The sequence below is a fragment of the Acidimicrobiia bacterium genome (assembly GCA_012959995.1).
Classification (GTDB): domain Bacteria; phylum Actinomycetota; class Acidimicrobiia; order Acidimicrobiales; family MedAcidi-G1; genus MedAcidi-G2B.
Window position 1 is genome coordinate 71,107 of the sequence record DUCC01000010.1, and the last position, 23,877, is coordinate 94,983.

The following is a 23,877-nucleotide window of genomic DNA, read 5'->3' on the forward strand; positions in this document are numbered from 1 at the left end:
GGTGACGTACCCTTACTCACTACATGGAAACTACTTTTACCTTCACCCAGTACGGGGCTGCGGCCACCGAAGCGCTGGCCGCCGCAGTAAACCGGGCCAAAGCAGGCGATGCTTTGACTCCCGTAACCGTCATCGTGCCCTCCAACTTGGTCGGGGTATCAGCCCGCCGAGCCCTCGCTACTCAGGGTGGTTTGGCCGCCGTAAGGTTCGACACCTTGCTTGGCGTGGCCCGCCTCTTGGCCGCTCCGGCACTAACCGATGATTCGCGAATTCCTGTTTCTGACCCCGTGGTAGCAGCCGCCGTGCGAGCCACGCTGGCCAAATCAGCAGACCTTTTGAAACCGGTAGCTCGCCACCCCGCCACCGAACGCGCCATGGTGCGGGTCCATCGCGAGCTACGCGAACTCGACGACGAAACGTTAGACGCACTATCCGCTGGCCATCGCCAAGCTCAAGAAATTGTGCGCATCCATCGCCTCACCCACCAACGGTTGACCACCCGCTACTTCGACGAAGTAGACCTCAACCACGCCGCCCAAAGCATCGCCGCTAGCGGCCACCCAGCACTTGAACCTCTTGGATCTGTAGTGGTTTACCTCCCTGGCCAAATCACCAACTCAGGCCTCGGTTTATTAACCGCTTTAGCCAACCAAAACTCTTTAGCGGTCATCGCCGGCTACACCGGCGACCCAACTGCTGACCAGCCAGCCCAATTGGTCGTTGAACATCTCGGCGGAGCCTTTACCCCACCACAACCAAAACCCCTTACCGAACAACTTTCTGTTTGTTCCCTCGCCGACCCCGACGAAGAAGCCCGCATGGCCGTACGCCAAATAGTGGCCGCTGCTGCCCAAGGCACCTCCTTTGCTCGCATGGCTATTGCCCACCCCGGCACCGACCACTACGCCAGCCTGTTGCATCAACACTTGCGATCCGCTGGCCTCACCTTCAACGGAGTCGCCGACCGGAGACTCAGCGAATCAATAGCCGGCCGCACCCTGTTGGCATTACTCGAGTTGTCGGACCAAGATTTTTCCCGCTCTGCCGTTATGGCTCTTGTGTCTTCCGGAGCCATTTTTGATGGAGACAACCAAAAAATACCTTCCGCCCAATGGGAGCGCCTGTCGCGCCAAGCGGGCATTACTTCTGGTTTAGAACAATGGGAACGTCGACTCAACCAATACCGAGCCGACCAAGAACAAGACAAACAAAACAAAGAAGCCGCCGGGTCAGACCCTTCCACCTGGAGTCGGTTCGAAGAAAACACCACTCAAGCCAAAAACTTGACAACCTTCGTTCAACGACTAGCGGAGGCCGTGAACGATATTGAACCCCGCTCCAGTTGGCCAGAACTCGCTGCCTGGGCAGAAAAACTCTTGAAACAATACCTCGCACCAGCCACCGAACGCCCTGACTGGCCCGAAGCAGAAACCGAAGCCCTCAGCCAAGTAACCGACCTCCTACGGAGCCTTTCTCGACTACATTTCATAGAAGCCACACCCGGGCTCACAACTTTTTATCGTGCCGTATCCGACGGTCTCGACCGAGGCCTTGACCGCTCAGGCCGTTTCGGTGAAGGAGTCTTAGTGGGCGGGCTTAGCGTGGTCGCCGGTTTAGACCTTGACCTCGTGATAGTGGTCGGCCTCGCCGAGGGGATCACCCCCACCCGACGCCGAGACGACCCACTGCTGCCCGACGTTCTCCGGCGCTCGACCAACGGCTCGCTCCCCAGCCGAAACGAACATCAAGCACAGTTGCATCACAATTTGCTCGCCGTCTTGGCCTCCGCCCCACAACAAGTCTTGATCTTCCCTCGAGGCGACCTTGGGGCCAAAACCGAATTAGTACCCTCACGTTGGCTTCTCGACCAAGTAGAAGCCAAGACCGGCACTCGTCCGGCACCTGAAGATCTTGAAAAAACTACCTCCTCATGGTTCCAGACCTTCCCTTCCTTCGTGGGCTCCTTACACAAACTAGATTTCCCCCTCAACCATCAGGAATATGCTTTAGCGGAGTTACTTCGTCATCAACACACCGGTGGCCAACTCTTAACATCTTCTCGTCTAAACACCGACCAGATATTGTCTCGCGGAGCCCGGCTTATCTCCCAGCGCAACCTTGACACTCTCACCGAGTTTGACGGCCGCTTAACCAGCAAAAACCTCCCCACCCCCGCTGACGGAAGCACCATCGTCTCGGCCACCCGGCTTCAAAGTTGGGTCAAATGCCCCTACGCCTACTTTGTGGAACACATACTCAAGGTAAAAGCCCCCCTTGAGCCCAACGACGAAGAGCGAATCAACCCACTCGACCGGGGCACCTTGGCCCACCACATACTCGAACGCTTCATCAAAGACGGCCTTGAAGCCGGCGACCTCCCAGTCCCTGGTGAAGTATGGAATGAACAGCACCGGCAACGCCTTCACACCCTTTGCCAAGAAGAGTTCACTCTCCTTGAAGATCGCGGCTTAGCCGGCCAATCGCTCCTCTGGAAAATGGAAAGCCAACACTTGCTTCGCGCTCTTGAAGCATTCCTAATTGACGACAATTTATTTCGCAAGAGCACCGGCGCCACCCCTTTGGCAGCCGAACTCGGCTTCGGAATAACTGGCTTGACCCCTTACGTGCATACCCTGCCCGACGGTCGCCAGATTCGGTTTCGCGGCATGATCGACCGAGTGGACAAAACCCAAGACGGGCACTTAATCATCAGCGATTACAAAACCGGACAAGCCAGTTACTACAAAAAAGTCACTGTCCAAAACCCCGACGTCAATGGCCAGTACCTTCAACTCCCGCTCTATGGATTAGCTGCACGGGCCCTACTCGAACTACCTGAGAGCAACGTGCACGCTCAATACTGGTTCCTCACCGACGGGGGGAAACTACAAGGCCACCCCCTCACCGCCGAAGTGCTTGACCGCTTCGATTATGTCCTTGGGGTAATTGCCAACAGCATTCAATCTGGCCTTTTCCCGGCCCGCCCCGACAAAGACGATCGTTACGGGTTGCCTTGCCACTATTGCAACCCCGACGGGCTCGGCACCACAAGCAGTTTCGACCGCTGGATGCACAAAAAAGAAGACCCCGCCCTCGACGTTTACCGCTCACTCATCGGCGACCTCGAAAACGAAGAAATCGCCGCCACCGTCGGTTTGGAGAAAAACCATGGTTGATCAAATAGCACGAGACCGCATCAAAGAAGACCTCAACGCCACCCTTTTCGTAGAAGCAGGAGCCGGCACCGGCAAAACCACCGCCCTGGTGGGGCGCATCGTGGCGCTGGTGTGCAGCGGCGTCTCTATGGAGCACATTGCTGCCATCACCTTTACCGACCGGGCGGCCAGCGAACTCCGTGACCAGGTACGGCGCCGGTTCGAACAACTGGTAAACCAAGACAGCGATACCGCCGACTTAGCTGCCGCAGCTTTAGTAGAACTTGATGGGGCCGCCTTGTGCACCTTGCACGCCTTTGCCCAACGCATCCTGATCGACCATCCCATAGAAGCGGGGCTTCCGCCTGCCGTGGAACTCATGGACGATGTTTCAGGATTGCTGGAGTTTGACGAACGGTGGTCCCTCACCTTGCATGATCTACTCAACGACCCTGACCAAACGTTCACGGTGCTGGCCGGCATGGAACTCGGCATAACCCTTGACCACCTTCGCAAATTGGCTTTACGATTTGACGAAAATTGGGACCTTGTTGAACAGCGACTCCCCACCGCTCCCAAACCCACTCCCCTTGCAGTGGACCAAATCGTTGAGACCTTACAAAACTTGACCGCATTGGCCGACCACTGTGCAACCAGCGACGACAAAATGGCCGAGAAACTTAACGCCGTAGCCGAATTCACCGAAGAACTCGCACGCAACACCGCCGACCCTCTTTCCGTAGTGAGGCTTCTCTCTAAAAGCCCAACCGCTACCGGCAAAGGTGCCGGCAATAAAGGCAACTGGACCGGAGAGGTAAGCGTCGGAGAGGTACGTGAACAACTGGTAGCAACTCACGAAACCATCACCGATGAACTTCAGCGCCTTACCAACGAAATCATTGCTCGTCTCATTCAAACCATCGGCCAAAGCGCCGTAGCGGCGGCTAACCAACGTCAGCGTCAAGGCCAACTGAGCTTCCACGACCTCCTGGTGCTGGCCCGCCGAGTGCTCCTGCACCCCGACCATGGCTTAGCCGTCCGAAAGTCCCTAAGCCAGCGCTACCAACGCCTGTTGCTCGACGAGTTTCAAGACACCGACCCATTGCAAATTGAACTAGCCGCCCTCATCGCCGATCCCGACACCATCACCACCGACTGGCGCCAACTCAAACCCCGCCCCGGGGCTTTGTTTTTTGTCGGTGACCCAAAACAAAGCATCTACGGTTTTCGCCGAGCCGATATTTCGCTTTACCTTTCCGCCCAAGAGTCTTTTGACTCCGAGGGCATCAACCTCGAACGCAACTTTCGCACCACCGGACCGGTCATTGAATGGGTCAACAACATATTCGGCCAACTCATCATCCCCCAAGCCCATGCCCAACCCAATTACGTGCCCCTAGTAGCTCAGCGCGAAGGGTCTTTTGTGGGACCTTCCGTCACCTTTCTTGGTTTTGATGGCCACGAAAAAATTAACGCTGACCAACGGCGCACCGAAGACGCCACCGAAGTGGCGGCCACCATCACCACCGCCCTAGCCGAAGGTTGGACCATCCTTGACCAAGCAACTGGCCAGTGGCGACCTTGCCGACCAGGCGACATAGCAATTTTGGTGCGCACCCGGAAACCCGTGGCCGACCTCGCCAAAGCCCTTGAGGCCGCCGGCGTGCCTTGCCGGATAGAAGCTGGGTCAGATCCTTGGAAAAATGATGAAGTCCGTGACCTACTCACCACCTTGCGGGCCATTGACGACCCCACCGACGAGTTGGCTTTGATAACCGCTTTACGCTCACCACTTTTTGGCTGCAGCGATGACGACCTTTATGCCTTTGTCAGCCACGGAGGAAACTGGAACCACCTTGAGCCAGGAAAAGTGAACCTCCCCGACGATCACCCGGTACGGGCTGGGTTGGCTTGGATGAAAAAAATCCACGAAATCCGCCCATGGAGTAACGCCATTGAACTTCTTGATCGAGTTATTCGAGAGCGCAGGGCTATGGAACTGGCCATGGCTCACCCCCGCCCCCGGGACGCCTGGCGACGCATTCGAACCTTTTCCGACTCCACACGCACTTACTGCGAACTACGCAGCGGCGGCCTTCGCTCGTTTCTTCACTGGTGCGGCCTGCACGCCCATGATGAAGTCAAAGTAGATGAGGTTGTCCCCCCAGAGCCCGACGACGACGCCGTACGGATCATGACCATCCACGCTTCAAAAGGGTTGGAGTTCCCCATATGCGTATTAGCTGACCTCGGGTCAACCCGAAACACTCGCAGTTTGCACGTTTCATTTCCTGCTGGAACTACTGGCATTGCCGTGGGTTTCAAAAAAGATCTCGTCAACGACGCACGTCGACATTCTCAAGACCAATCCGACCACCACGAACACCTTGAACGGTTACGGCTACTTTATGTAGCGGCCACCCGAGCCCGCGATCACCTGGTGGTTTCCCTCCACCGTAAACTCTCGAAAAAACCCGCAGAAAACCAAGTTAGCGTTTGCTCAGCCGAAATTATTTGCGAAGTAGCCGACCCAACAGCGGTCACGCTGTCAACACCAGTAGCCCAACCTTTTGCGGTTCCCGCCCCACCCCAGACCAGCAATCTTCCCGACCTCACTGCTTGGCGAGACGACCTCGCCGCAGTGCAAGAACGCAGCAACCGCCGACCCACCGTGGCCGCTACCTCGCTGACCCCAGAGAGCACAGAAGAAGATACCCACACGGCCTACGGCGAAGCCGGGCGGCACGGCCCGGCTGCCGGCCGGGCCGTACACAAAGCGCTAGAAATAATTGACTTCTCCAGCGACGGGCAAGCCGAAGCCCGACAAGCAGCGGCCGCCGAAGACGCCGACCAGAAACTCGTGGCTTCCATGGTTAGCGCTGCTCTACGATCTCCATCGGTAACTGCGGCAGCGCAAAGCGAACATTGGAGAGAACTTTATGTTGCCGCTTCTGTAGACCCCGGCCTTCTCTTAGAGGGCTACATAGATTTGGCCTACCGGGACGGTGATGGTTTAGTCATCGTGGACTACAAAACTGATGGCTATCAGACCAGCGAAGATCTCGACGCCAAGGTGGCCCACTACCGCCTCCAAGGCGCCGCCTACGCCCTTATGGCCCAAAAATCCACCAATTTACCAATTAAGCGCATGGTCTTTTGCTTCCTCGGAAACGGCCCCGCCCAAGAGCGCTCGCTCGACGATCTATCAGCCGCTATGAAAGAAGCCCGGGCTCAAGCCATCGCCACGCGGTAACGTGAGTGCTTATGAAAAGCCTGCTCTTTGCTCCTGGCAACCAAGCCGATGTTTTGGCAAAATTGCCACGGTCGCAGCCCAGCGCTGCGGTCATAGATTTAGAAGATGCCACCCCGCCGGAACAAAAAGAACAAGCCCGGCAAATCGCCGTATCCACCGCCAACCAACTGGCCACCACCCTGCCACTGCTGGTGCGCATAAACGGATTAGATAGCCCATGGTTCGGTGAGGACATCACCCACGGGCTTACCCAACAGTTGGCCGGCGTGGTGGTGCCAAAACTAACAAGCACCGCCGAAGTAGCCAAAGTGGTCGACGCTCTTGACAACGCTGGCCTCGCCAATCTCAACATCATGGCCGGGTTAGAAACCGTAGCCGGAGTAGTACAGGCAGTTGACGTAACCAGCCATCCGCGAGTCCACTGGTGCTACTTCGGGGCAGAAGATTACATCGCCGACCTCGGCGGGGTGCGGCGCCCCGACAACCTTGAAGTACTAATGGCCCGCAGCCAGGTAGGCCAAGCAGCCCGCCTGGGGGGAGCAGTAGCCCTTGACATGGTGGTAACAGATTTTAGCGATGACCAACGTTTTACCCGAGAGTCCCAAGAAGCTCGGGCTCTAGGTTTTGCCGGAAAACTTTGCATCCACCCTCGTCAAGTAGCGCTGGCCAATGAGGCTTTTATGCCCAGCCCCGAAGAGCTTTCTTGGGCTAAGCAAGTCGTTGAGGCCTACCAAAAAGGCTTGTCTGAAGGCCAAGCATCCATTGCCGTAAACGGTGAGATGGTTGATGAACCGGTGGCACGGCGAGCCCGAGCACTTCTAGACCAAACAAAATAAACGCTACGAATTTCTTAAAGTCCGTATTAAAGGGTGGGAGTCGGCGTTCATTCGGCCATCATGGGGGCATGGTCAAACTTGATGACGACACACAAAAAGCTCTCCTGCTCTATAACCGCCGCAGCAAGGCCGCCGAAGATGCCGTGGCAGCTACTCAGCGAGTTAACAAAGCCGCTAAAGCTAAGGATGCAGCAGCAGAAGAACTAAAAAAGGCTCAAGACTCTGGCGGTGGCGCCGAAGTGGTAGCGGAAGCTGACGCTACCTACCGGGCAGCCGTAGCCACTTGGCAAAACCTTCGCGACGGAGGCGAGCCCGAAGAGGCAGAAGTCGTTGAAGAACCGGCCGCCGAAGAGACTGCCAGCGGAGACTCCGACGAGGCTCCAGCCGAAGAGCCCGCCGAGGAACAAGACGACGCAACTGCTTCCGCTGAGGAACCCGCCGAAGAGACAGCCGACGAGACTCCAGCCGAGGAACCCGCTGCTGAGGAACCTACCGAAGAAGTGGAAGCCGACGAGGCTCCAACCGAAGAGGCAGTCACCGAGGAACCTGCCGAAGAGGCCTAAGGCTGAACTGGGGTCGGTGCGCCGATAACCTGACACCCGTCCATGAGTAATCAACCCACTTCCGACCAGCCCTACCCAACGGCAGGAAAAGCCGACTTTCCGGCATTAGAAACACGCATCCTGGCTCGCTGGGCCGAAGACAATATTTTTGAAACGTCGGTTGAGCAACGCCCCGACGAAAACGAATACACCTTTAACGATGGGCCACCCTTTGCTAACGGGCTCCCCCACCACGGACACCTGTTAACTGGTTACGTCAAAGACGTGGTTCCCCGCTACCAAACCATGCGCGGCCACAAAGTTACCCGCCGCTTTGGTTGGGATTGCCATGGCCTCCCGGCCGAAATGGAAGCCGAAAAGGGCCTTCCGGTTTCTGGTCGAGCCAGCATCATTGACTACGGCATTGAAGCATTCAACGATCACTGCCGCACCTCGGTATTGCGCTACACCAACGAATGGGAAAAAACCGTTACCCGCCAAGCTCGCTGGGTGGACTTCGACCACGACTACAAAACCATGGACCGCGACTACATGGAGTCGGTTATGTGGGCCTTTAAAGAACTCTGGGACAAGGGTCTAATTTACGAAGCGTTTCGGGTCATGCCCTACTCTTGGGGGGCCGAAACTCCGCTCTCTAACTTTGAGATTCGTCTTGATGACGCCACCCGTCCTCGCCAAGACCCTGCGGTAACCGTTTCTTTTGACCTCGCTGCGCAAGAAGGCGATCTTGGGCCCATGCGTATTTTGGCTTGGACCACCACCCCGTGGACTCTGCCTTCCAACTTGGCGCTGGCCGTGGGCCCTGAAGTGACTTACGCCTTGCGCCGCCATCAAGACGGCACCATTATTGTCCTCGGCGACGAAGCCACCGAGCGTTATACCGAACAACTTGAAAACACCGAACCGGCAGGCACGCTAAAAGGAACCGAACTGGTCGGGCGCACCTACACCCCGCTTTTTGATTTTTTCGCTGATCGGACCGATGCCTTTCGTGTGCTGGCGGCAGATTTTGTAGACGCCAGCGACGGAACCGGTGTGGTGCATATGGCTCCAGGTTTCGGCGAAGACGATCAAACGGTTTGTGAAGCCAACGGGATACAAATCGGCCAAGTGGTACCGGTAGACGACCAAGGGTGTTTCACCGAGGACGTATCTGACTGGGCCGGGCTCAATGTTTTTGAGGCCAACCCAGAAATCATCCGCCGGCTTAAAGAAGACGGCCGCTTGGTGCGTCACGACACTTACGAGCACAACTACCCCCACTGCTGGCGCACCGACACGCCAATCATTTACAAAGCCATTTCTTCTTGGTACGTCAAGGTCACAGATATTCGCGACCGCATGATTGAACTCAACCAAGACATCAACTGGATTCCCGACCATGTACAAGACGGTCGTTTCGGCATGTGGCTAGAGGGGGCCCGCGACTGGTCAATTAGCCGCAACCGTTTTTGGGGTTCCCCGATTCCGGTGTGGCGGAGCGATAACCCCGACTTTCCTCGCCTTGATGTTTACGGCAGCGTAGACGAGATCGAAGCCGACTTTGGGGTGCGTCCCGATGATTTGCATCGACCATTCATTGACGAACTAACCCGCCCCAACCCTGATGACCCCAGCGGTAAATCAACCATGCGTCGCGTGCCCGAGGTGCTGGACTGTTGGTTCGAATCGGGCTCTATGCCTTTCGCCCAATTTCATTACCCGTTCGAAAACGAAGCCTGGTTTGAGGATCATTTTCCTGCTGATTTCATCGTGGAATACATCAACCAAACCCGAGGCTGGTTTTACACCATGCACGTGTTGGCCACCGCTTTGTTTGACCGTCCGGCTTTTTCTAACGTAATTTGTCACGGTATTTTGTTGGCCGAAGATGGCACCAAGTTGTCTAAAAAGCTCCGCAACTACACCGAGCCTTCAGAAATCTTTGACCGCCAAGGTGCCGATGCTTTGCGTTGGTACCTCATGTCATCGGCCATTGTACGCGGCGGCGATTTACGCATTAGCGACACCGGCATTGACGATGTAGTGCGTCAGGTGATGCTGCCCATTTGGAACGCTTATTCTTTTTTCACTCTTTACGCCAACGTTGATGGTCACCGGGCCGAGTTTCGCACCGACGCCACCCACCTTCTGGACCGCTACCTCTTGGCCAAAACTCGCCGCCTAGTAGAGGCCGTCACCGAGCACATGGAGGCCTACGACCTCTCCGGCGCTACCACCGAAATTCAAGGGTTTATTGACGCTTTAAACAACTGGTACATTCGCCGCAGCCGTAACCGTTTTTGGGCGAAAACATCCGGCGACAACGAAGCCGACAAGCGTGACGCTCACGACACGCTGTACACAGTTTTGGTTACCTTTTCTCAGGTGGCTGCTCCTTTCTTGCCCATGGTTATGGAAGAAATCCATACCGGTTTAACCGGCCAGCCCAGCGTACATTTGACCGACTGGCCCAACCCCTCAGATCTGCCCGCCGACCCAGATCTCGTAGAACAAATGGATCGCCTTCGTGACGTCGCTTCTACTGCCTTGCGGCTACGAGAAGACAACGGTTTGCGCGTGCGTCTGCCGTTACCTACCTTGACGGTGGCCGGCCCTAACGCAGAAGCCCTAAGCGACCTCACCCACTTGTTGACCGATGAGGTGAACGTCAAAAAAGTAGTGCTCACCGAAGATCTCACTCAGCACGCTTCCTTTGTTTTGCAACCCAACGGGCAAATCTTGGGCCCCCGTTTGGGCCGTGGAGTGCAAACGGTTTTCGGGGCCGCCCGCTCAGGAGACTTTGTGTTACAAGACGACGGCACAGTGGTGGTGGCCGGTGAAACTCTTCAAGCAAACGAGTTCACTTTGGCTTTGGAGTCCCCCGAAGGAGTAACGGCCGGAGCGCTAGCCAGCGGCGACGCCGTGGTAGTGCTCGACACTGCAGTTACCCCCGCGTTAGAAGCCGAAGGTTTAGCTCGAGATGTCGTGCGCCAAGTGCAACAAGCGCGCCGCCAAGCCGACCTGGTGGTTACCGATCGCATTGCCCTATGGCTTCAAGGCGATCCGACATTGCTGGCAGCGGTGCATGCTCATCAAGACCATGTGGCCAGCCAAGTTTTAGCGACCGAAATTCATGAAGGTTCGGGCGGGCAGCACATCACCGAGATGGTTATCGAAGGGCACGCCCTCACGCTCGGTTTGCAAGTCGTTTCTGATCACTAAAAATACGCACTCTGAGCGCGACTAAACGCTTCTCTTTTTCTTTTTTGACCACCCTGCGTGTGGGAAAAAAGAAATCTTGCCCAAAATGCTTGAATCACTTGACATTGGTGTAGTTACAAGTGTGTAATTAAATAGTCGGATCGCGCGCTCCTCTCTCAAGATGATGCGGGTTTGCCCGGCAGCAAAACTAAAAACACCAACAAGCGACACACCCCCGGTCGGGAAAAGCCGCACCCAAGAGGAAAGACATACACCATGGCGCTCACCGAAGAGACCCAAGACACAGCCACCGGCACCACCCAAATGATGGTGCGCAAACGTAATGGCGATCTTGAACCTGTTGATCTCAACAAAATTGTGCGCGCCGTAGAACGCTCTGCCGAAGGACTCTCTGGCGTTGACCCCCTGCGCATCGCCACCCGCACTATTTCTGGTCTTTGCGATGGCGCTACCACCGAAGAACTCGACGAACTCTCCATCCGCACCGCTTCTGCTTTCATCGGCGAAGAACCCAACTACTCTCGCTTAGCTGCTCGATTGCTGGCCACAGTGATTGATAAAGAAGTGCGAAACCAAGACATTCACTCCTTCTCCCAGTCAGTTCAGGCAGGCCTTGAGCAAGGAATCATCGGCGCCGACGTCGCCGAATTCGTGTCCGTTAATGCCCGGAAGCTCAACGACACCATCGACCATGAACAAGATCACCTGTTTGAGTTTTTTGGCCTGCGCACCGTATACGACCGCTACTTGCTGCGTCACCCAGAAACTCGCGAGGTCACCGAAACCCCGCAATACTTCTTTCTCCGGGTGGCTTGCGGCCTCGCCACCTGCCCCGATGATGTCATCACCTTCTACCGTTTAATTTCTTCGCTGCGGTACTTGCCCTCTAGCCCTACCCTCTTCAACTCAGGGACCGCTCACCCCCAAATGTCTTCCTGCTACCTTTTGGACTCTCCTGAAGACAGCCTCGAAGGCATCTACAAGCGCTACACCGATATCGCCAAACTCTCCAAATTTGCGGGAGGCATCGGGGTGGCTTGGCACCGAGTACGGGCCAAGGGTTCGCTCATCAAAGGCACCAACGGCTTGTCTAACGGCATCGTGCCTTGGCTAAAGACGCTCGATGCTTCCGTAGCAGCCGTGAACCAGGGTGGACGCCGCAAGGGCGCCGCCTGCGTTTACTTGGAGTCTTGGCACGCAGACATCGAAGACTTCCTTGATCTGAAAGAAAACACCGGCGACCACCAGCGGCGTACCCACAACTTGAATATCGCTAACTGGGTACCTGATCTCTTCATGGAACGGGTTGAAAAAGATTGGGTTTGGTCGCTCTTTGACCCCAAGCAAGTACCCCACCTCACCGACCTTTACGGCAAAGAGTTCGAAACGGCCTACCTCAAAGCCGAAGAAACCGGCCTCTACGAACGGCAAATTCCCGCTCGGGATTTGTACAGCCGCATGATGCGCTCTTTGGCGCAAACCGGCAACGGTTGGATGACCTTCAAAGACCCCTCCAACGAACGCTGCAACCAAACAGGCGAACCGGGGCGGGTCGTGCATCTCTCTAACCTGTGCACCGAAATTCTTGAAGTCACCGACCAAGACGAAACTGCGGTCTGCAACCTCGGTTCGGTCAACTTAGGTTCGTTGGTCGTTGATGGCGCCTTCGACTTTGAACAACTAGCCGATGTGGTGCGTACCGCTGTGCCTTTCTTAGACCGAGTGGTAGATATCAACTTCTACCCCACCGAAGAGTCCTCTTTTTCGAACTCGGCCTGGCGACCGGTAGGCATGGGTTTGATGGGTCTTCAAGATGTGTTCTTCAAACTGGGTTTAGCTTTTGACTCCCCAGAAGCCCGCTCGTTATCAACCCGCATTTCTGAAGAGATCTACTTCAACGCTTTGTGGGCTTCTACCGAACTCGCCGAAGCCTCTGGCCCCCACGACAATTACAGCATTACTCGAGCGGCCAAGGGCGACCTTCAGTTTGACTTGTGGGGCGTAGAACCCACTGACTCTGCACGTTGGCAAACCCTACGGGACCGCATCACTGCTCACGGGTTGCGCAACTCGTTGATGATCGCCATTGCCCCTACCGCAACCATTGCCACTATCTCTGGCTGCTACGAATGCATTGAGCCACAGGTTTCCAACATGTTCAAACGCGAAACACTGTCCGGTGAATTCCTGCAGATCAACCGCTACTTGGTTCGTGACCTGCAAGCTCGTGGCCTTTGGACCGAAGAAATCTCGGCCGCCATTAAGGCCGCCGAAGGCTCCATCCAAAATGTGGACGCTATTCCTGACGAACTTAAAGAGATCTATCGCACCGCTTGGGAGATCCCTATGCGGTCGCTTATTGACATGGCAGCGGAACGTGGGGCCTTCATTGACCAAAGTCAGTCGCTGAACTTGTTCATGGAGTCTCCCACTATCGGCAAACTCAGTTCTATGTACTTGCATGCTTGGAAAGCCGGCCTAAAAACCACTTACTATTTGCGGTCTCGCCCGGCTACTCGCATTAACAAAACAACTTCCGGTGGTGACAGCGCAACAAAAGCTGCGACGCAATCCAAAGCATTTACCGATGCCGAAGCAGTGGCCTGTTCACTAGAAAATCCTGAAACTTGCGAAGCGTGTGACTGATGGCCCTTACCGAACAATCCTTCGAAGAGTTCGACGAAACTCCGACCGCTGAACCTTCAGCGCATCGGGGCAACATCTTGGATCCCGGCTTTGATCTGACCTTGCGACCCATGCGTTACCCCGCATTTTACGAGATGTACCGCGACGCTATTAAAAACACCTGGACCGTTGAAGAAATTGATTTCTCTGATGACATCCCGGACCTGGACCACAAATTAGACCCAGCGGAGAAACACTTAGTTTCTCGTTTGGTGGCTTTCTTCGCCACCGGCGATTCCATTGTTTCGAACAACTTGGTGTTGAATCTTTACAAACACATCAACGCTCCTGAAGCACGCATGTATTTATCGCGACAGTTGTATGAAGAAGCACTACACGTGCAGTTCTACCTCACCTTGTTAGACAACTACATACCTGACCATGCAGAACGCGAAGAAGCTTTCGCCGCTATTGAAACCATTCCTTCCATCGCTCGAAAGGGCGAGTTTTGTTTCAAATGGATTGGGGCCATTAACGAACTCGGCGAACTCCACACCGAAGAGGACCGTAAAAAGTTCCTACTTAACTTGATCTGCTTTGCCGCTTGCATTGAAGGCTTGTTCTTTTTTGCTGCTTTCGCTTACGTCTACTTTCTACGGTCCAAAGGTTTGCTCAATGGCTTAGCGGCCGGCACCAACTGGGTGTTTCGCGACGAAAGTTGCCACATGAACTTTGCTTTCGCTGTGGTAGAAACCGTACGAGCCGAACAGCCAGAACTTTTTGACGACGACCTTGCAGAACGCATTGTTGAAATGATGGAAGAAGCAGTGGAGATTGAATACGAATTCGCCGAAGACCTCCTGGGTCAAGGCATCTCTGGTCTTTCCACCACCGATACCCGTGAGTATCTACAATTCGTGGCCGACCAACGGTTGATGCAACTCGGTATGCCCAAACGGTACGGGTCAAAAAACCCCTTCGGGTTTATGGAACTCCAAGATGTGCAAGAGCTCACTAACTTCTTTGAGCGCACTGTTTCGGCTTACCAAACTGGGGTCGAAGGCAGCGTGGCCTTTGACGAAGACTTCTAGCCTTGCCCAAACGCTTGGTCTAAAGCCTCGGCCGCCGCAGATGGGTGCATGGTGCCCTCTTGTACCTGGGTTTCTATATCTTTAAGCACCTCAAGCACCGTCGGGTCACTGCGCAAGGCGGCCAACAGTCGATCTTCGACCATGGCCCACATCCAAGCCAAACGTTGGCTTCGGCGTTTTTCTTCCCACTGGCCGGCGGCCTCTAAGGCTTCTCGGTGATCCAGCACACTGGCCCATAGCTCTTCAATACCGTCACCGGTCAGGCTGCTCACCATAGACACTTGCGGACGCCAACAAGGGTTCAACGGTTGGGTGAGACGCAAGGCCGCGGTGTAGTCACGAACGGCGGTACGGGCTTCAGGCAAGTGGTCCCCGTCGGCTTTGTTGACGGCAATAAGGTCAGCAAGTTCCAGCACCCCTTTTTTGATTCCTTGTAGTTCGTCACCGGCGCCCGAAAGCATCAAAACCACAAAAATATCTACCATGGCGGCTACCACGGTTTCTGACTGTCCTACCCCCACCGTTTCGACCAGCACCACGTCGTAGCCTGCCGCTTCGAGCACCACCATGGTTTCTCGGGTACGTCGCGTGACCCCGCCTAAGGTGCCGGCGCTCGGTGAAGGTCGCACAAAAGCAGCCGGATCGTTGGCCAGTTTCTGCATGCGAGTTTTGTCACCCAATATGGAACCCCCGGTCACCGTGGAGGTGGGGTCAACGGCCAGCACAGCTACCCGATGGCCTTGGCTGGTGAGTTGAGTTCCTAAGGCTTCTATAAAAGTTGATTTCCCCACTCCAGGAACACCGGTTATCCCGACTCGATGGGCTTGACCAGCGTGAGGCAACAATTCGGCGAGAAGCTCTTGGGCGACTTTTTGGTCGCTGGCTTGGGTTGATTCGACCAAGGTGATGGCTTGACCAACCATCGCTCGGTCACCGGCCAGTACCCCAGCTAACAAGCGTTCGACGGGCAAGGTCATACCAGTTTGTTTAGCAACTCAGCGGCGGCCGTAGCAATGACCGTGCCTGGTGGAAAGATTGCTACCGCTCCGGCATCCAGCAATGCTTGATGGTCGACGGTAGGGATAACCCCACCAACCACTAATTTGATGTCTCCACGGCCCAGGGCGTCGAGTTCTTGACGCAACTCGGGCACCAAGGTGAGGTGACCGGCAGCCAGCGAACTCACCCCCACCACGTGCACATCATTTTCGACCGCTTGGCGAGCTGCTTCGGCCGGGGTCGAAAACAGCGGGCCGATATCTACGTCAAAGCCTAAGTCGGCGAAGGCCGTAGCGATTATTTTTTGGCCCCGGTCGTGCCCGTCTTGCCCCATTTTGGTTACCAAAATGCGGGGGCGGCGCCCTTGAGTGTTTTCAAAGTCCACGATCTGCGTTCGCACGGCGGTTATGGCTTCTCCATCACCTACCTCGGCGTTAAATACTCCAGAAATGGTACGCACCTCCGCTACATGACGCCCATAGACCTTTTCTAAAGCGTCGCTGATCTCGCCGACCGTAGCCTGTGCACGAGCTGCATCAACGGCCAAAGCCAGCAAGTTGCCTTGGCCGCTCTCGGCGCTTTGCGTTAAAGCAGCCAAAGAATCCGCCCAAACCTGAGGGTCTCGTTGAGCGCGTAAACGTTTTAGTTGCGCTATTTGGTCGGCACGCACTTGGGTGATGTCTACCCGAAGTACCTCTATTTCGTCTTCAACGGGTCGCCGATACTGGTTTACGCCGATCACCGCTTGGCGTCCGGCGTCTATGCGTGCTTGGGTACGGGCGGCGGATTCTTCTATGCGGAGTTTGGGGATACCGGCTTCGATGGCTGCCGCCATGCCTCCCGTTTCTTCTATTTCGGTGAGGTGCTGCCAAGCGCGGGCGGCGAGATCATGGGTTAAGCGTTCTACGTGATAGCTGCCTCCCCAAGGGTCTACCACTCGACAAGTGCCGCTTTCGCTTTGCAAAAAGAGTTGCGTATTACGAGCTATGCGGGCCGAAAAATCGGTGGGCAAAGCCAGCGCTTCATCGAGCGCATTGGTGTGTAGTGACTGGGTGTGGCCTTGGGTGGCTGCCATAGCCTCAATACAGGTGCGGGCCACGTTATTAAAAGGGTCTTGGGCGGTCAGGCTCCAACCAGAGGTTTGACAGTGGGTACGCAACGACGACGATTTAGGGTCTTGCGGGTTGAACTGTTGCATGAGTTTCGCCCACAGAAGCCGGCCAGCCCGCAACTTGGCTACTTCCATAAAGAAGTCCATGCCGATACCCCAAAAGAAACTCAACCGTGGAGCAAAAGTATCTACGTCGAGGCCAGCAGCCATGCCGGCCCGCACGTATTCCACTCCGTCGGCCAAGGTGTAGGCCAGTTCGAGGTCGGCGGTGCCTCCCGCTTCTTGAATATGGTAGCCCGAAATTGAAATGGGGTTGAACTTCGGCATCTCTTTACTCGACCAAGCAAAAATATCTGAAATAATACGCATGGACGGTTGGGGCGGGTAAATGTAGGTGTTGCGCACCATGAACTCTTTAAGGATGTCATTTTGGATGGTGCCTTTGAGGTCTTTGGGCGACACGCCTTGTTCTTCGGCGGCCACGATGTAGAGCGCCATTATGGGTAAAACCGCTCCGTTCATGGTCATAGACACGCTCATTTGATCCAACGGAATGCCGGCAAACAAGTTACGCATGTCTTCGATGGAGTCAATGGCGACTCCGGCCATGCCTACATCGCCAGTGACCCGGGGGTGGTCGCTGTCGTAGCCTCGGTGGGTGGCCAGGTCGAAAGCTACCGAAAGGCCACGTTGGCCGGCCGCCAAGTTGCGGCGGTAAAAAGCATTGGATTCTTGAGCGGTAGAAAACCCGGCGTATTGGCGCACCGTCCACGGTTGGTTGACGTACATGGTGGGGTACGGGCCCCGTAGGTAGGGGGCGAACCCGGGTTGGGTTTCTAAAAAGTCCAACCCCTCAAGGTCGTCTGCGGTGGCCTGAACAGCCACGGGGATTTGTTCGGGGGTTAAGAAAGTATCTGAACTGGCCGGAGCCTCGTTGGCTGCTTCGCCGAGATCAACAGTGGTGAAGTCGGGAATCATGCTGTGCCTCCCGATTCGAATGGTGCAGCCCAGCGGCGCAGGGGCAGCGGCCCAGCGGGTTGATCCTTGGTGGCTGGCCGCGACAGAGGCGCTTCTTCAGGGTTGGGGTAAGCCGTTACGCCGATGATTTCTTCGGATCCGTCGGCGATACGAGCCGAGCGGGCTGCGGCGGCGGTCTCTGCTTCGGCGGCCCAACGGCCACTGGCCAAGGCTTCTTCGGCTCCCCCGGCCGCCTCGACAGTTTGGAATTCTTGCCAGGCGGCTTGCGCCAACTGGTCGGTGAGGTTTTCAACAAACCACGAACCACCCGCCGGGTCAATTAGCGAACTGAGGCTGCTTTCTTCAGCCAGCACAAGTTGTAGATTTCGCGCCATGCGGCGACCGAACTCGTCGGGTTGACCGAGGGCGCTATCGAAGGGGCGTACCGTTACTACGTCTGCTCCACCGATGCTGGCAGAAAAGGCAGCCACCGTGGAGCGCAAAAGGTTCACCCAGGGGTCTTGTCGGGTCAACATGGCAGCGGAGGTCACTACTGTTTGGTGTTGGCTTTGGTCGCCGGCCTCGCTGGTTTGGGCCACCCGGGCCCATAGGCGACGAGCGGCACGCAATTTAGCCATGGTCACAAACTGGTCACAATCTGCGGTGTAAGTAAAGGTCAGAGCGGCGAAAGCTTCATCAACCGTTGCCCCAGAATCAACAAGGTGATGCAAGTAAGCAACCCCGGTGGCCAACGAGGCGGCGAGTTCTAAAACTGGGCCGGCGCCAGCTTCGGCATAAACCGTGGCATCAACGGTGAGCGCACGCAGGCCCGAGAAACCGGTGGTGGCTTGAACAGTTGGCTCCAAACCCTCCCAGTCGGGAGCGCCACCCCAGCGGGCCGCTACCCCGAGAGGGTCGAGGCCCAAGGCACCACGACGGTCGGCCGGGTTTATTTCTTGCCAAGCATCAAGCAACCAGGCCACGCTAGCTTTTTGATGCAGGCCGGGCATCAGGGCTACCGGGGCCATAGCCAGATACACCTCGTTGAGCACCGTGGCTAAATCATGGTGGCCGGCCAGCAGTAACGAGGTGGCCCCGTTGCGTAATTCTTCTAACGCCACTTGGTTGGCCGTGGCGGCCTCTGTTTCGTTTACTAAAGAGCGAATATCCCAGCCTGCGCTACCTACCGGGCCTTGCCGCCCTCGTGCGTCGTCAGCCGTGTAGAGCGGTTGGATGCAAATACCGCGGTCCAATTCGGTGGTCAGCGAGCTCAACGGTTGATCGCCCAAAACCTTTTGCGCCAAGACAGCCCATGCTTCTTGGCCCACTGAGGCAAACCCGTCCGCTAAAGAAAGCGGCATAAACGCATCAGACATGCTTTAAGGTTAGATGGAATGTTCGCCAATACAAGATTTTACGTGATGAAACTGATGTAGCCCGGTTTCGCTTTAGGACAAACCAAGTGGCAAGATACCTCTATGCACATAACCACCAGCCTCAACTACGCCACCGACCCTCAGGAAGCTGCTGCTCAAGCCAAAGAACTTGAAGCGGCCGGCGTGGACTGTATTTGGGTTCCCGAAGCCTACGGCTTTGACGCCGTCAGCCTTTTGGGCTACTTAGCGGCCAGCACCTCCACCGTGGGTTTAGCCAGCGGCATTTTAAATACCTACAGCCGCACCCCGGCGTTGCTGGCCCAAACCGCGGCCGGCCTCGATGCTCTTTCTGGCGGACGTTTCTCTTTAGGGCTGGGGGCTTCCGGCCCACAAGTCATTGAAGGTTTCCACGGCATGCCTTACAAAATGCCTTTGACCCGTATGAAAGAAATAATTTCCATCTGCCGCCAAGCATGGCAGCGCGAAAAGCTCGAATACGAGGGCAAAGTATTTACCTTGCCGTTGCCGCCCGAAGAAGGCACCGGCTTAGGTAAGCCCTTGAAGATCATCAACCATTTGGTCCGCCCTGATATTCCTATTTATGTCGCTGCTTTGGGCCAAAAAAGTGTCGAAGAAACCGTAGCCACCACCGAAGGCTGGTTGCCCTTTTTGGTTTACCCAGAACGCATGGACCTCATTTGGGGCGACGCCGTAAAAGCCGGTATGGCCCGCCGCGACCCCAACCGTGGCGAGTTTGACATTGTGGCTGGCGGCCTGGTGGCTATTGGCGATGATGCGGCGCAGTACCGCGACTACGCCCGCCCCATGGCGGCGCTTTACATCGGGGGCATGGGCGCTCGGGGCAAAAACTTTTACAACGATGTGTGCCGAGACTACGGTTTTGCCGACGAAGCCAAAGCGGTACAAGACGCTTACCTTGAGGGCCGGCGAGAAGACGCCATGGCTGCTTTGCCGGCCGAGTTGATTGAAAACACCACCCTTTGCGGTGATGAGGCTTACGTTGTGGATCGTCTCGCTGCTTACAAAGCAGCCGGGGTTACTTCGCTAAACGTCAGCCCGGTAGGTGGCAACCCGGCACAAGTTTTGGGCCGCCTACGTGAACTGGCTGAGCACGCTTAGCGTTACTGGTTTTTGTCTAGGGGGTCGAATTTAACCCCGATGGTCAACCATTCGGTGAGGCGGCGGGGGGACTCCCCCAGCCAAAAGTTCAGCGTTAAACGCCGTGGGTGACGCACGTGGCGGCGGCCGGATTTAGTGGCCGCCACTACTCGAGCGGCCAGTTTTTCCGGCGTGGTTTTTGGGATCAGCTGCAAAGCATTAAAGCGCTTGACGGTGCGTTGCACGCTGGGGGACGCATTTTCTACGTTGTCCCACATGCCGGTATCTACCGGGCCGGGGGCGGTCAAGGTGGTACGAATCGGCGTGTTTTTAAGCTCAATGCGCAGAGTAGCCACAAAGTTGTTTATGCCTGCTTTGGTAGCGCAGTAGGGCCCCATGCCGCCAAAACCAGAGGTTCCAGCCATAGACGAAGTAAAAACCAACGCTCCGTTTTGGCGAGCCAGCATGCCGGGCAGCACTTGGCGGGTCAAGATCATGGGGGTCTCGAGGTTAAGTCGAGCGGTGGCGCGCACTGCTTCTACGTCCACGGTGGCGATTGGGTCCACCGTTTCGACCCCAGCATTGTTGACCAACACATCAATGGGTCCGTAGGCCGCTTCAAGGTCAGCGATCAGCGTGTCTACTACCGAGGAATCAGCGAGGTCGGCTACGTGGGCGTTGCCGCCTACCTCGTTGGCTACCGCTTGAAGGGCCTCGGCCGAACGAGCCACCACGGTCACTCGGGCCCCTTGGGCGGCGTAAGCCCGAGCGAGAGAAGCTCCGATACCTCGAGAGCCGCCGGTTACTACCACGTGTGCATTGTTGAGTTCCATGGGGGGAACCTAGTCGCCGGGTGGAAGGTTAAGCAAAGGCACGGCTACGGTCAAGGCATGAACCAAACTTTGTCTACAGAAATCTCACCGTTTGCTGTTGCGGTTAGCGAAGAACAACTTGCTGATTTGCAGCAGCGTTTAGAAAACACTCGCTGGCCTGACCAGATTGCCGAAAGCGGTTGGGATTACGGCTGTGACTTAGGATGGCTTAAAGACTTGGCCGACTATTGGCAAAACGAATTTGATTGGGCAGCGGCGCAAACCCGACTCAACGAATTCTCTCATTTCACCACCACCGTAGATGGCCAAAATATTCACTTTATTCACCAGCGCTCCCCTCACCCGGGGGCCCTTCCGTTGGTGTTGTTACACGGCTGGCCGGGGTCGGTGGTGGAGTTTCTTGACCTCATTGGCCCTCTGGTTGACCCTCCGGCTTACGGGGGTAAGGCCGAAGATGCTTTTGAGGTGATCGTGCCATCGTTGCCGGGCTACGGCTGGTCGGGGCCCACCACGGAACCTGGTTGGGGCGTGGACCGCACCGCCCAAGCATTGAATGCTTTGATGGAACGTCTCGGCATTGGCCGTTACGGAGTACAAGGCGGCGATTGGGGGTCCATGGTGGCTCGCCAAATGACCCATTTTGCTCCTCAGTCGGTGGTGGGTTGTCACGTAAACATGTTGGCCGCTGGCCCCACCGGGGCCGAAGATGACTTTGAGGACATCACCCCCGCCGAACAACAGCATTTAGATCGTGCCGGTTGGTACGCCGGGCAAGACAACGGGTATTTCCGTATTCAAGAAACCCGCCCGCAAACGTTGGCTGCTGGGTTGGCTGATTCTCCGGTGGGTTTGTTGTCGTGGGTTGGCGAAAAGTTTTACGGTTGGGCCCAGCACGACGGTGACCTTTTTTCGGTGATCGACCGGGACCACCTCCTGACCAACGTGGCGTTGTATTGGTTTACCGAAACCATTAACTCGTCGACCCGTTTTTATTTTGAAACCATGCAACCGGGGGGCATAAACCCGGGGTCTTTGGGCGATGTGCCGTTGGGGGTTTCTGCTTTTCCCAATGAACTTTTTATGGGCCGCCGACGCTGGGTTGAGCCCACCCACAACGTGACTTTTTGGGCAGAGCATGAGCAGGGTGGCCATTTTGCCGCCATGGAAACCCCCGACGTGTTGCTCACCGATGTGCGTACTTTCTTTCGGAGTCTTCGGTGATCACCAGTAGCGACGGGGTGCGCATCTCGGTTAACACCGAAGGCCACGGACCCGCCTTGGTTTTTATTCATGGCTGGGTGAATGACCAAACGGTGTGGGCGCCGCTGGCCGAAAACCTGGTCGTTGACCACGAAGTCACTACTTGGGATCTTCGGGGCCACGGTGAAAGCGATAACCCCCCTGCTGGGCAGTACTCGCGCCAACATGCCCTGGCTGACTTATCGGCAGTGTTGGACACGCTGGGGTGCCCAGTGGTTTTGGTGGGTCACAGTTTGGGCGGTTACCTCGCTTTGGCTCATGCTTTAGCTCACCCCGAGGATGTAGCCGGGTTGGTGTTGGTGGCGGCCGGGCCGGGTTTTCGCAAGCCCGAAGCCCGAGAAGAATGGAACCAAGCAGTGTTGGCTAGTGCCAAAAAGCTTGATCAAACCCCCGGAGTAGAAGAAATTTCCATGCATACCGATGCCATGGTGATTGACCGCTTGGCCGAGATCACCGCCCCCACTTTGGTTTTGTTGGGTGAGCGGGATAAACGTTTTGCGGCGGCCGCTTCGCTCTTTGAACGAGACTTAAACGTGCAAGCCAGTGTGGTGGTCCCCGACCAAGGGCACATGGTGCATCTCAAAGCACCTGGTGAATGTGCGGAAGCTATTCGTTCTTTTGTGGCGGGTTTAGCGTGATTGACCCATTGGCCAACCTGGTGGAGTTGCCGGGTGGTGTTTTTCGCATGGGCAGCGAGGACCCCTTGGCTTACGTAAATGACGGGGAAGGCCCGGTGCGTGAAGTGCAGATCGCCTCGTTTTCTCTTTCGGCTACCACGGTCACCAACCAGGAGTTTGCTGCTTTTGTGGAGACCACAGGATGGAAAACCACCGCCGAAAAAGAAGGTTGGTCTTTTGTTTTTGCGGGCCATTTACCCGACGATTTTGAAGACACCCGAGGGGTGGTAGGTGCTGAATGGTGGCGGCAAGTTATGGGGGCCACTTGGCGAAGCCCCGAAGGCCCGCACAGCAACATAAACCAGCGCAGCCATCACCCGGTGGTGCATGTTTCTTGGTTGGATGCCATGGCTTTTGCTCAGTGGGCGGGCGGGCGTTTGCCTACCGAAGCCGAGTGGGAGTATGCCGCTCGGGGAGGGCTGGACCAGGCCCGTTTGCCGTGGGGCGATGAACTCCTTGTTGATGGCCAGCATCGCTGTAATATTTGGACCGGTACTTTTCCTGTTGAGGACACCGCAGAAGATGGTTACGCCGGGACTGCTCCGGTGGATGCTTTTGCCCCGAACAATTGGGGTTTTTACAATTGCTCAGGCAATGTGTGGGAGTGGTGCAGCGACTGGTTTGGCACCCAGTTTTCCGAAGAGCGGCCCATCCCTAACCCCACCGGGCCGGCCATGGGAGTGCACCGCATAGTTAAGGGCGGTTCATTTTTGTGCCACGATAGTTACTGCCACCGCTATCGGGTGGGTGCTCGGTCGGCCACCACCCCAGAAAGCACCACCGGCCATCAAGGAATCCGCTTGGCCCAGTAATCCCCC

General features: G+C 56.2%; 15 protein-coding genes. 11 read left to right on the forward strand and 4 right to left on the reverse strand.

From position 1 onward, the window contains the following. Positions 1-23 precede the first annotated feature (23 nt). The 7 genes from EYQ49_02495 to EYQ49_02525 all read left to right on the forward strand — a co-directional run bounded on the left by EYQ49_02495 (position 24) and on the right by EYQ49_02525 (position 14,727). Positions 24-3,176, forward strand: a complete 3,153-nt coding sequence (locus tag EYQ49_02495) for a PD-(D/E)XK nuclease family protein (protein ID HIG24749.1) — start codon at positions 24-26, stop codon at positions 3,174-3,176. Beyond that, positions 3,169-6,408, forward strand: coding sequence for a hypothetical protein (locus EYQ49_02500; GenBank protein HIG24750.1), 3,240 nt, complete (start codon positions 3,169-3,171; stop codon positions 6,406-6,408). Before EYQ49_02495 ends, EYQ49_02500 begins: the two co-directional genes overlap by 8 nt. A gap of 11 nt (positions 6,409-6,419) precedes the next feature. Beyond that, the gene (locus EYQ49_02505) at positions 6,420-7,244 is read left to right on the forward strand and encodes a CoA ester lyase (protein ID HIG24751.1); all 825 of its coding nucleotides are present in this window, start codon (positions 6,420-6,422) and stop codon (positions 7,242-7,244) included. 68 nt (positions 7,245-7,312) lie between these two features. Then, entirely contained in the window at positions 7,313-7,807 is a 495-nt protein-coding gene (locus EYQ49_02510) for a hypothetical protein (protein ID HIG24752.1), read from the forward strand. Positions 7,808-7,849: 42 nt separating this feature from the next. Continuing rightward, positions 7,850-11,011, forward strand: coding sequence for an isoleucine--tRNA ligase (locus tag EYQ49_02515; GenBank protein ID HIG24753.1), 3,162 nt, complete (start codon positions 7,850-7,852; stop codon positions 11,009-11,011). Positions 11,012-11,314: 303 nt separating this feature from the next. Then, positions 11,315-13,657 (forward strand): ribonucleoside-diphosphate reductase subunit alpha, encoded by a 2,343-nt coding sequence (locus EYQ49_02520; GenBank protein HIG24754.1) that lies wholly within the window; start codon positions 11,315-11,317, stop codon positions 13,655-13,657. Continuing rightward, on the forward strand, positions 13,657-14,727 hold the full coding sequence (locus EYQ49_02525; protein HIG24755.1) for a ribonucleoside-diphosphate reductase: 1,071 nt from the start codon (positions 13,657-13,659) through the stop codon (positions 14,725-14,727). The genes EYQ49_02520 and EYQ49_02525 overlap by 1 nt, the downstream gene beginning before the upstream one ends. Here EYQ49_02525 and meaB read toward each other — a convergent pair. The 3 genes from meaB to EYQ49_02540 are packed head-to-tail and all read right to left on the reverse strand — an operon-like array spanning position 14,724 to position 19,170. Then, positions 14,724-15,704: a methylmalonyl Co-A mutase-associated GTPase MeaB gene (meaB, locus tag EYQ49_02530; protein ID HIG24756.1), complete on the reverse strand. Its 981-nt coding sequence runs from the start codon at positions 15,702-15,704 to the stop codon at positions 14,724-14,726. The two genes, EYQ49_02525 and meaB, sit on opposite strands and share 4 nt — an antisense overlap. Continuing rightward, positions 15,701-17,815, reverse strand: a complete 2,115-nt coding sequence (gene scpA, locus EYQ49_02535) for a methylmalonyl-CoA mutase (GenBank protein HIG24757.1) — start codon at positions 17,813-17,815, stop codon at positions 15,701-15,703. Before scpA ends, meaB begins: the two co-directional genes overlap by 4 nt. Beyond that, positions 17,812-19,170 carry a methylmalonyl-CoA mutase gene (locus tag EYQ49_02540; protein ID HIG24758.1) on the reverse strand — a complete coding sequence of 453 codons (1,359 nt, stop codon included), beginning with the start codon at positions 19,168-19,170 and terminating at the stop codon, positions 17,812-17,814. Before EYQ49_02540 ends, scpA begins: the two co-directional genes overlap by 4 nt. A gap of 102 nt (positions 19,171-19,272) precedes the next feature. On the opposite strand from EYQ49_02540, the gene EYQ49_02545 reads away from it, so the two are divergent. Then, positions 19,273-20,310 (forward strand): LLM class F420-dependent oxidoreductase, encoded by a 1,038-nt coding sequence (locus tag EYQ49_02545; protein ID HIG24759.1) that lies wholly within the window; start codon positions 19,273-19,275, stop codon positions 20,308-20,310. 2 nt (positions 20,311-20,312) lie between these two features. Here EYQ49_02545 and EYQ49_02550 read toward each other — a convergent pair whose 3' ends face one another. Next, positions 20,313-21,122, reverse strand: a complete 810-nt coding sequence (locus EYQ49_02550; protein HIG24760.1) for an SDR family oxidoreductase — start codon at positions 21,120-21,122, stop codon at positions 20,313-20,315. Between the two features lie 57 nt (positions 21,123-21,179). Here EYQ49_02550 and EYQ49_02555 point away from each other — a divergent pair, with 57 nt between their 5' ends. Genes EYQ49_02555 through EYQ49_02565 form a run of 3 tightly spaced genes read left to right on the forward strand, consistent with a single transcriptional unit; the run spans position 21,180 to position 23,871 of the window. Further along, the gene (locus tag EYQ49_02555; GenBank protein ID HIG24761.1) at positions 21,180-22,343 is read left to right on the forward strand and encodes an epoxide hydrolase; all 1,164 of its coding nucleotides are present in this window, start codon (positions 21,180-21,182) and stop codon (positions 22,341-22,343) included. After that, on the forward strand, positions 22,340-23,020 hold the full coding sequence (locus EYQ49_02560; protein HIG24762.1) for an alpha/beta fold hydrolase: 681 nt from the start codon (positions 22,340-22,342) through the stop codon (positions 23,018-23,020). The genes EYQ49_02555 and EYQ49_02560 overlap by 4 nt, the downstream gene beginning before the upstream one ends. After that, the gene (locus EYQ49_02565) at positions 22,978-23,871 is read left to right on the forward strand and encodes a formylglycine-generating enzyme family protein (protein ID HIG24763.1); all 894 of its coding nucleotides are present in this window, start codon (positions 22,978-22,980) and stop codon (positions 23,869-23,871) included. The genes EYQ49_02560 and EYQ49_02565 overlap by 43 nt, the downstream gene beginning before the upstream one ends. The last annotated feature ends 6 nt before the right edge of the window (positions 23,872-23,877 follow it).

Coding starts and splice junctions, on each gene's coding strand:
- EYQ49_02520 (HIG24754.1), top strand. CDS start 11,315: ATGATGGTGCGCAAACGTAATGGCGATCTTGAACCTGTTGATCTCAAC.
- EYQ49_02540 (HIG24758.1), bottom strand. CDS start 19,170: ATGTCTGATGCGTTTATGCCGCTTTCTTTAGCGGACGGGTTTGCCTCA.
- EYQ49_02550 (HIG24760.1), bottom strand. CDS start 21,122: ATGGAACTCAACAATGCACACGTGGTAGTAACCGGCGGCTCTCGAGGT.
- EYQ49_02495 (HIG24749.1), top strand. CDS start 24: ATGGAAACTACTTTTACCTTCACCCAGTACGGGGCTGCGGCCACCGAA.
- EYQ49_02525 (HIG24755.1), top strand. CDS start 13,657: ATGGCCCTTACCGAACAATCCTTCGAAGAGTTCGACGAAACTCCGACC.
- EYQ49_02510 (HIG24752.1), top strand. CDS start 7,313: ATGGTCAAACTTGATGACGACACACAAAAAGCTCTCCTGCTCTATAAC.
- EYQ49_02555 (HIG24761.1), top strand. CDS start 21,180: ATGAACCAAACTTTGTCTACAGAAATCTCACCGTTTGCTGTTGCGGTT.
- EYQ49_02565 (HIG24763.1), top strand. CDS start 22,978: ATGTGCGGAAGCTATTCGTTCTTTTGTGGCGGGTTTAGCGTGATTGAC.
- meaB (HIG24756.1), bottom strand. CDS start 15,704: ATGACCTTGCCCGTCGAACGCTTGTTAGCTGGGGTACTGGCCGGTGAC.
- EYQ49_02500 (HIG24750.1), top strand. CDS start 3,169: ATGGTTGATCAAATAGCACGAGACCGCATCAAAGAAGACCTCAACGCC.
- EYQ49_02515 (HIG24753.1), top strand. CDS start 7,850: ATGAGTAATCAACCCACTTCCGACCAGCCCTACCCAACGGCAGGAAAA.
- EYQ49_02545 (HIG24759.1), top strand. CDS start 19,273: ATGCACATAACCACCAGCCTCAACTACGCCACCGACCCTCAGGAAGCT.
- EYQ49_02505 (HIG24751.1), top strand. CDS start 6,420: ATGAAAAGCCTGCTCTTTGCTCCTGGCAACCAAGCCGATGTTTTGGCA.
- scpA (HIG24757.1), bottom strand. CDS start 17,815: ATGATTCCCGACTTCACCACTGTTGATCTCGGCGAAGCAGCCAACGAG.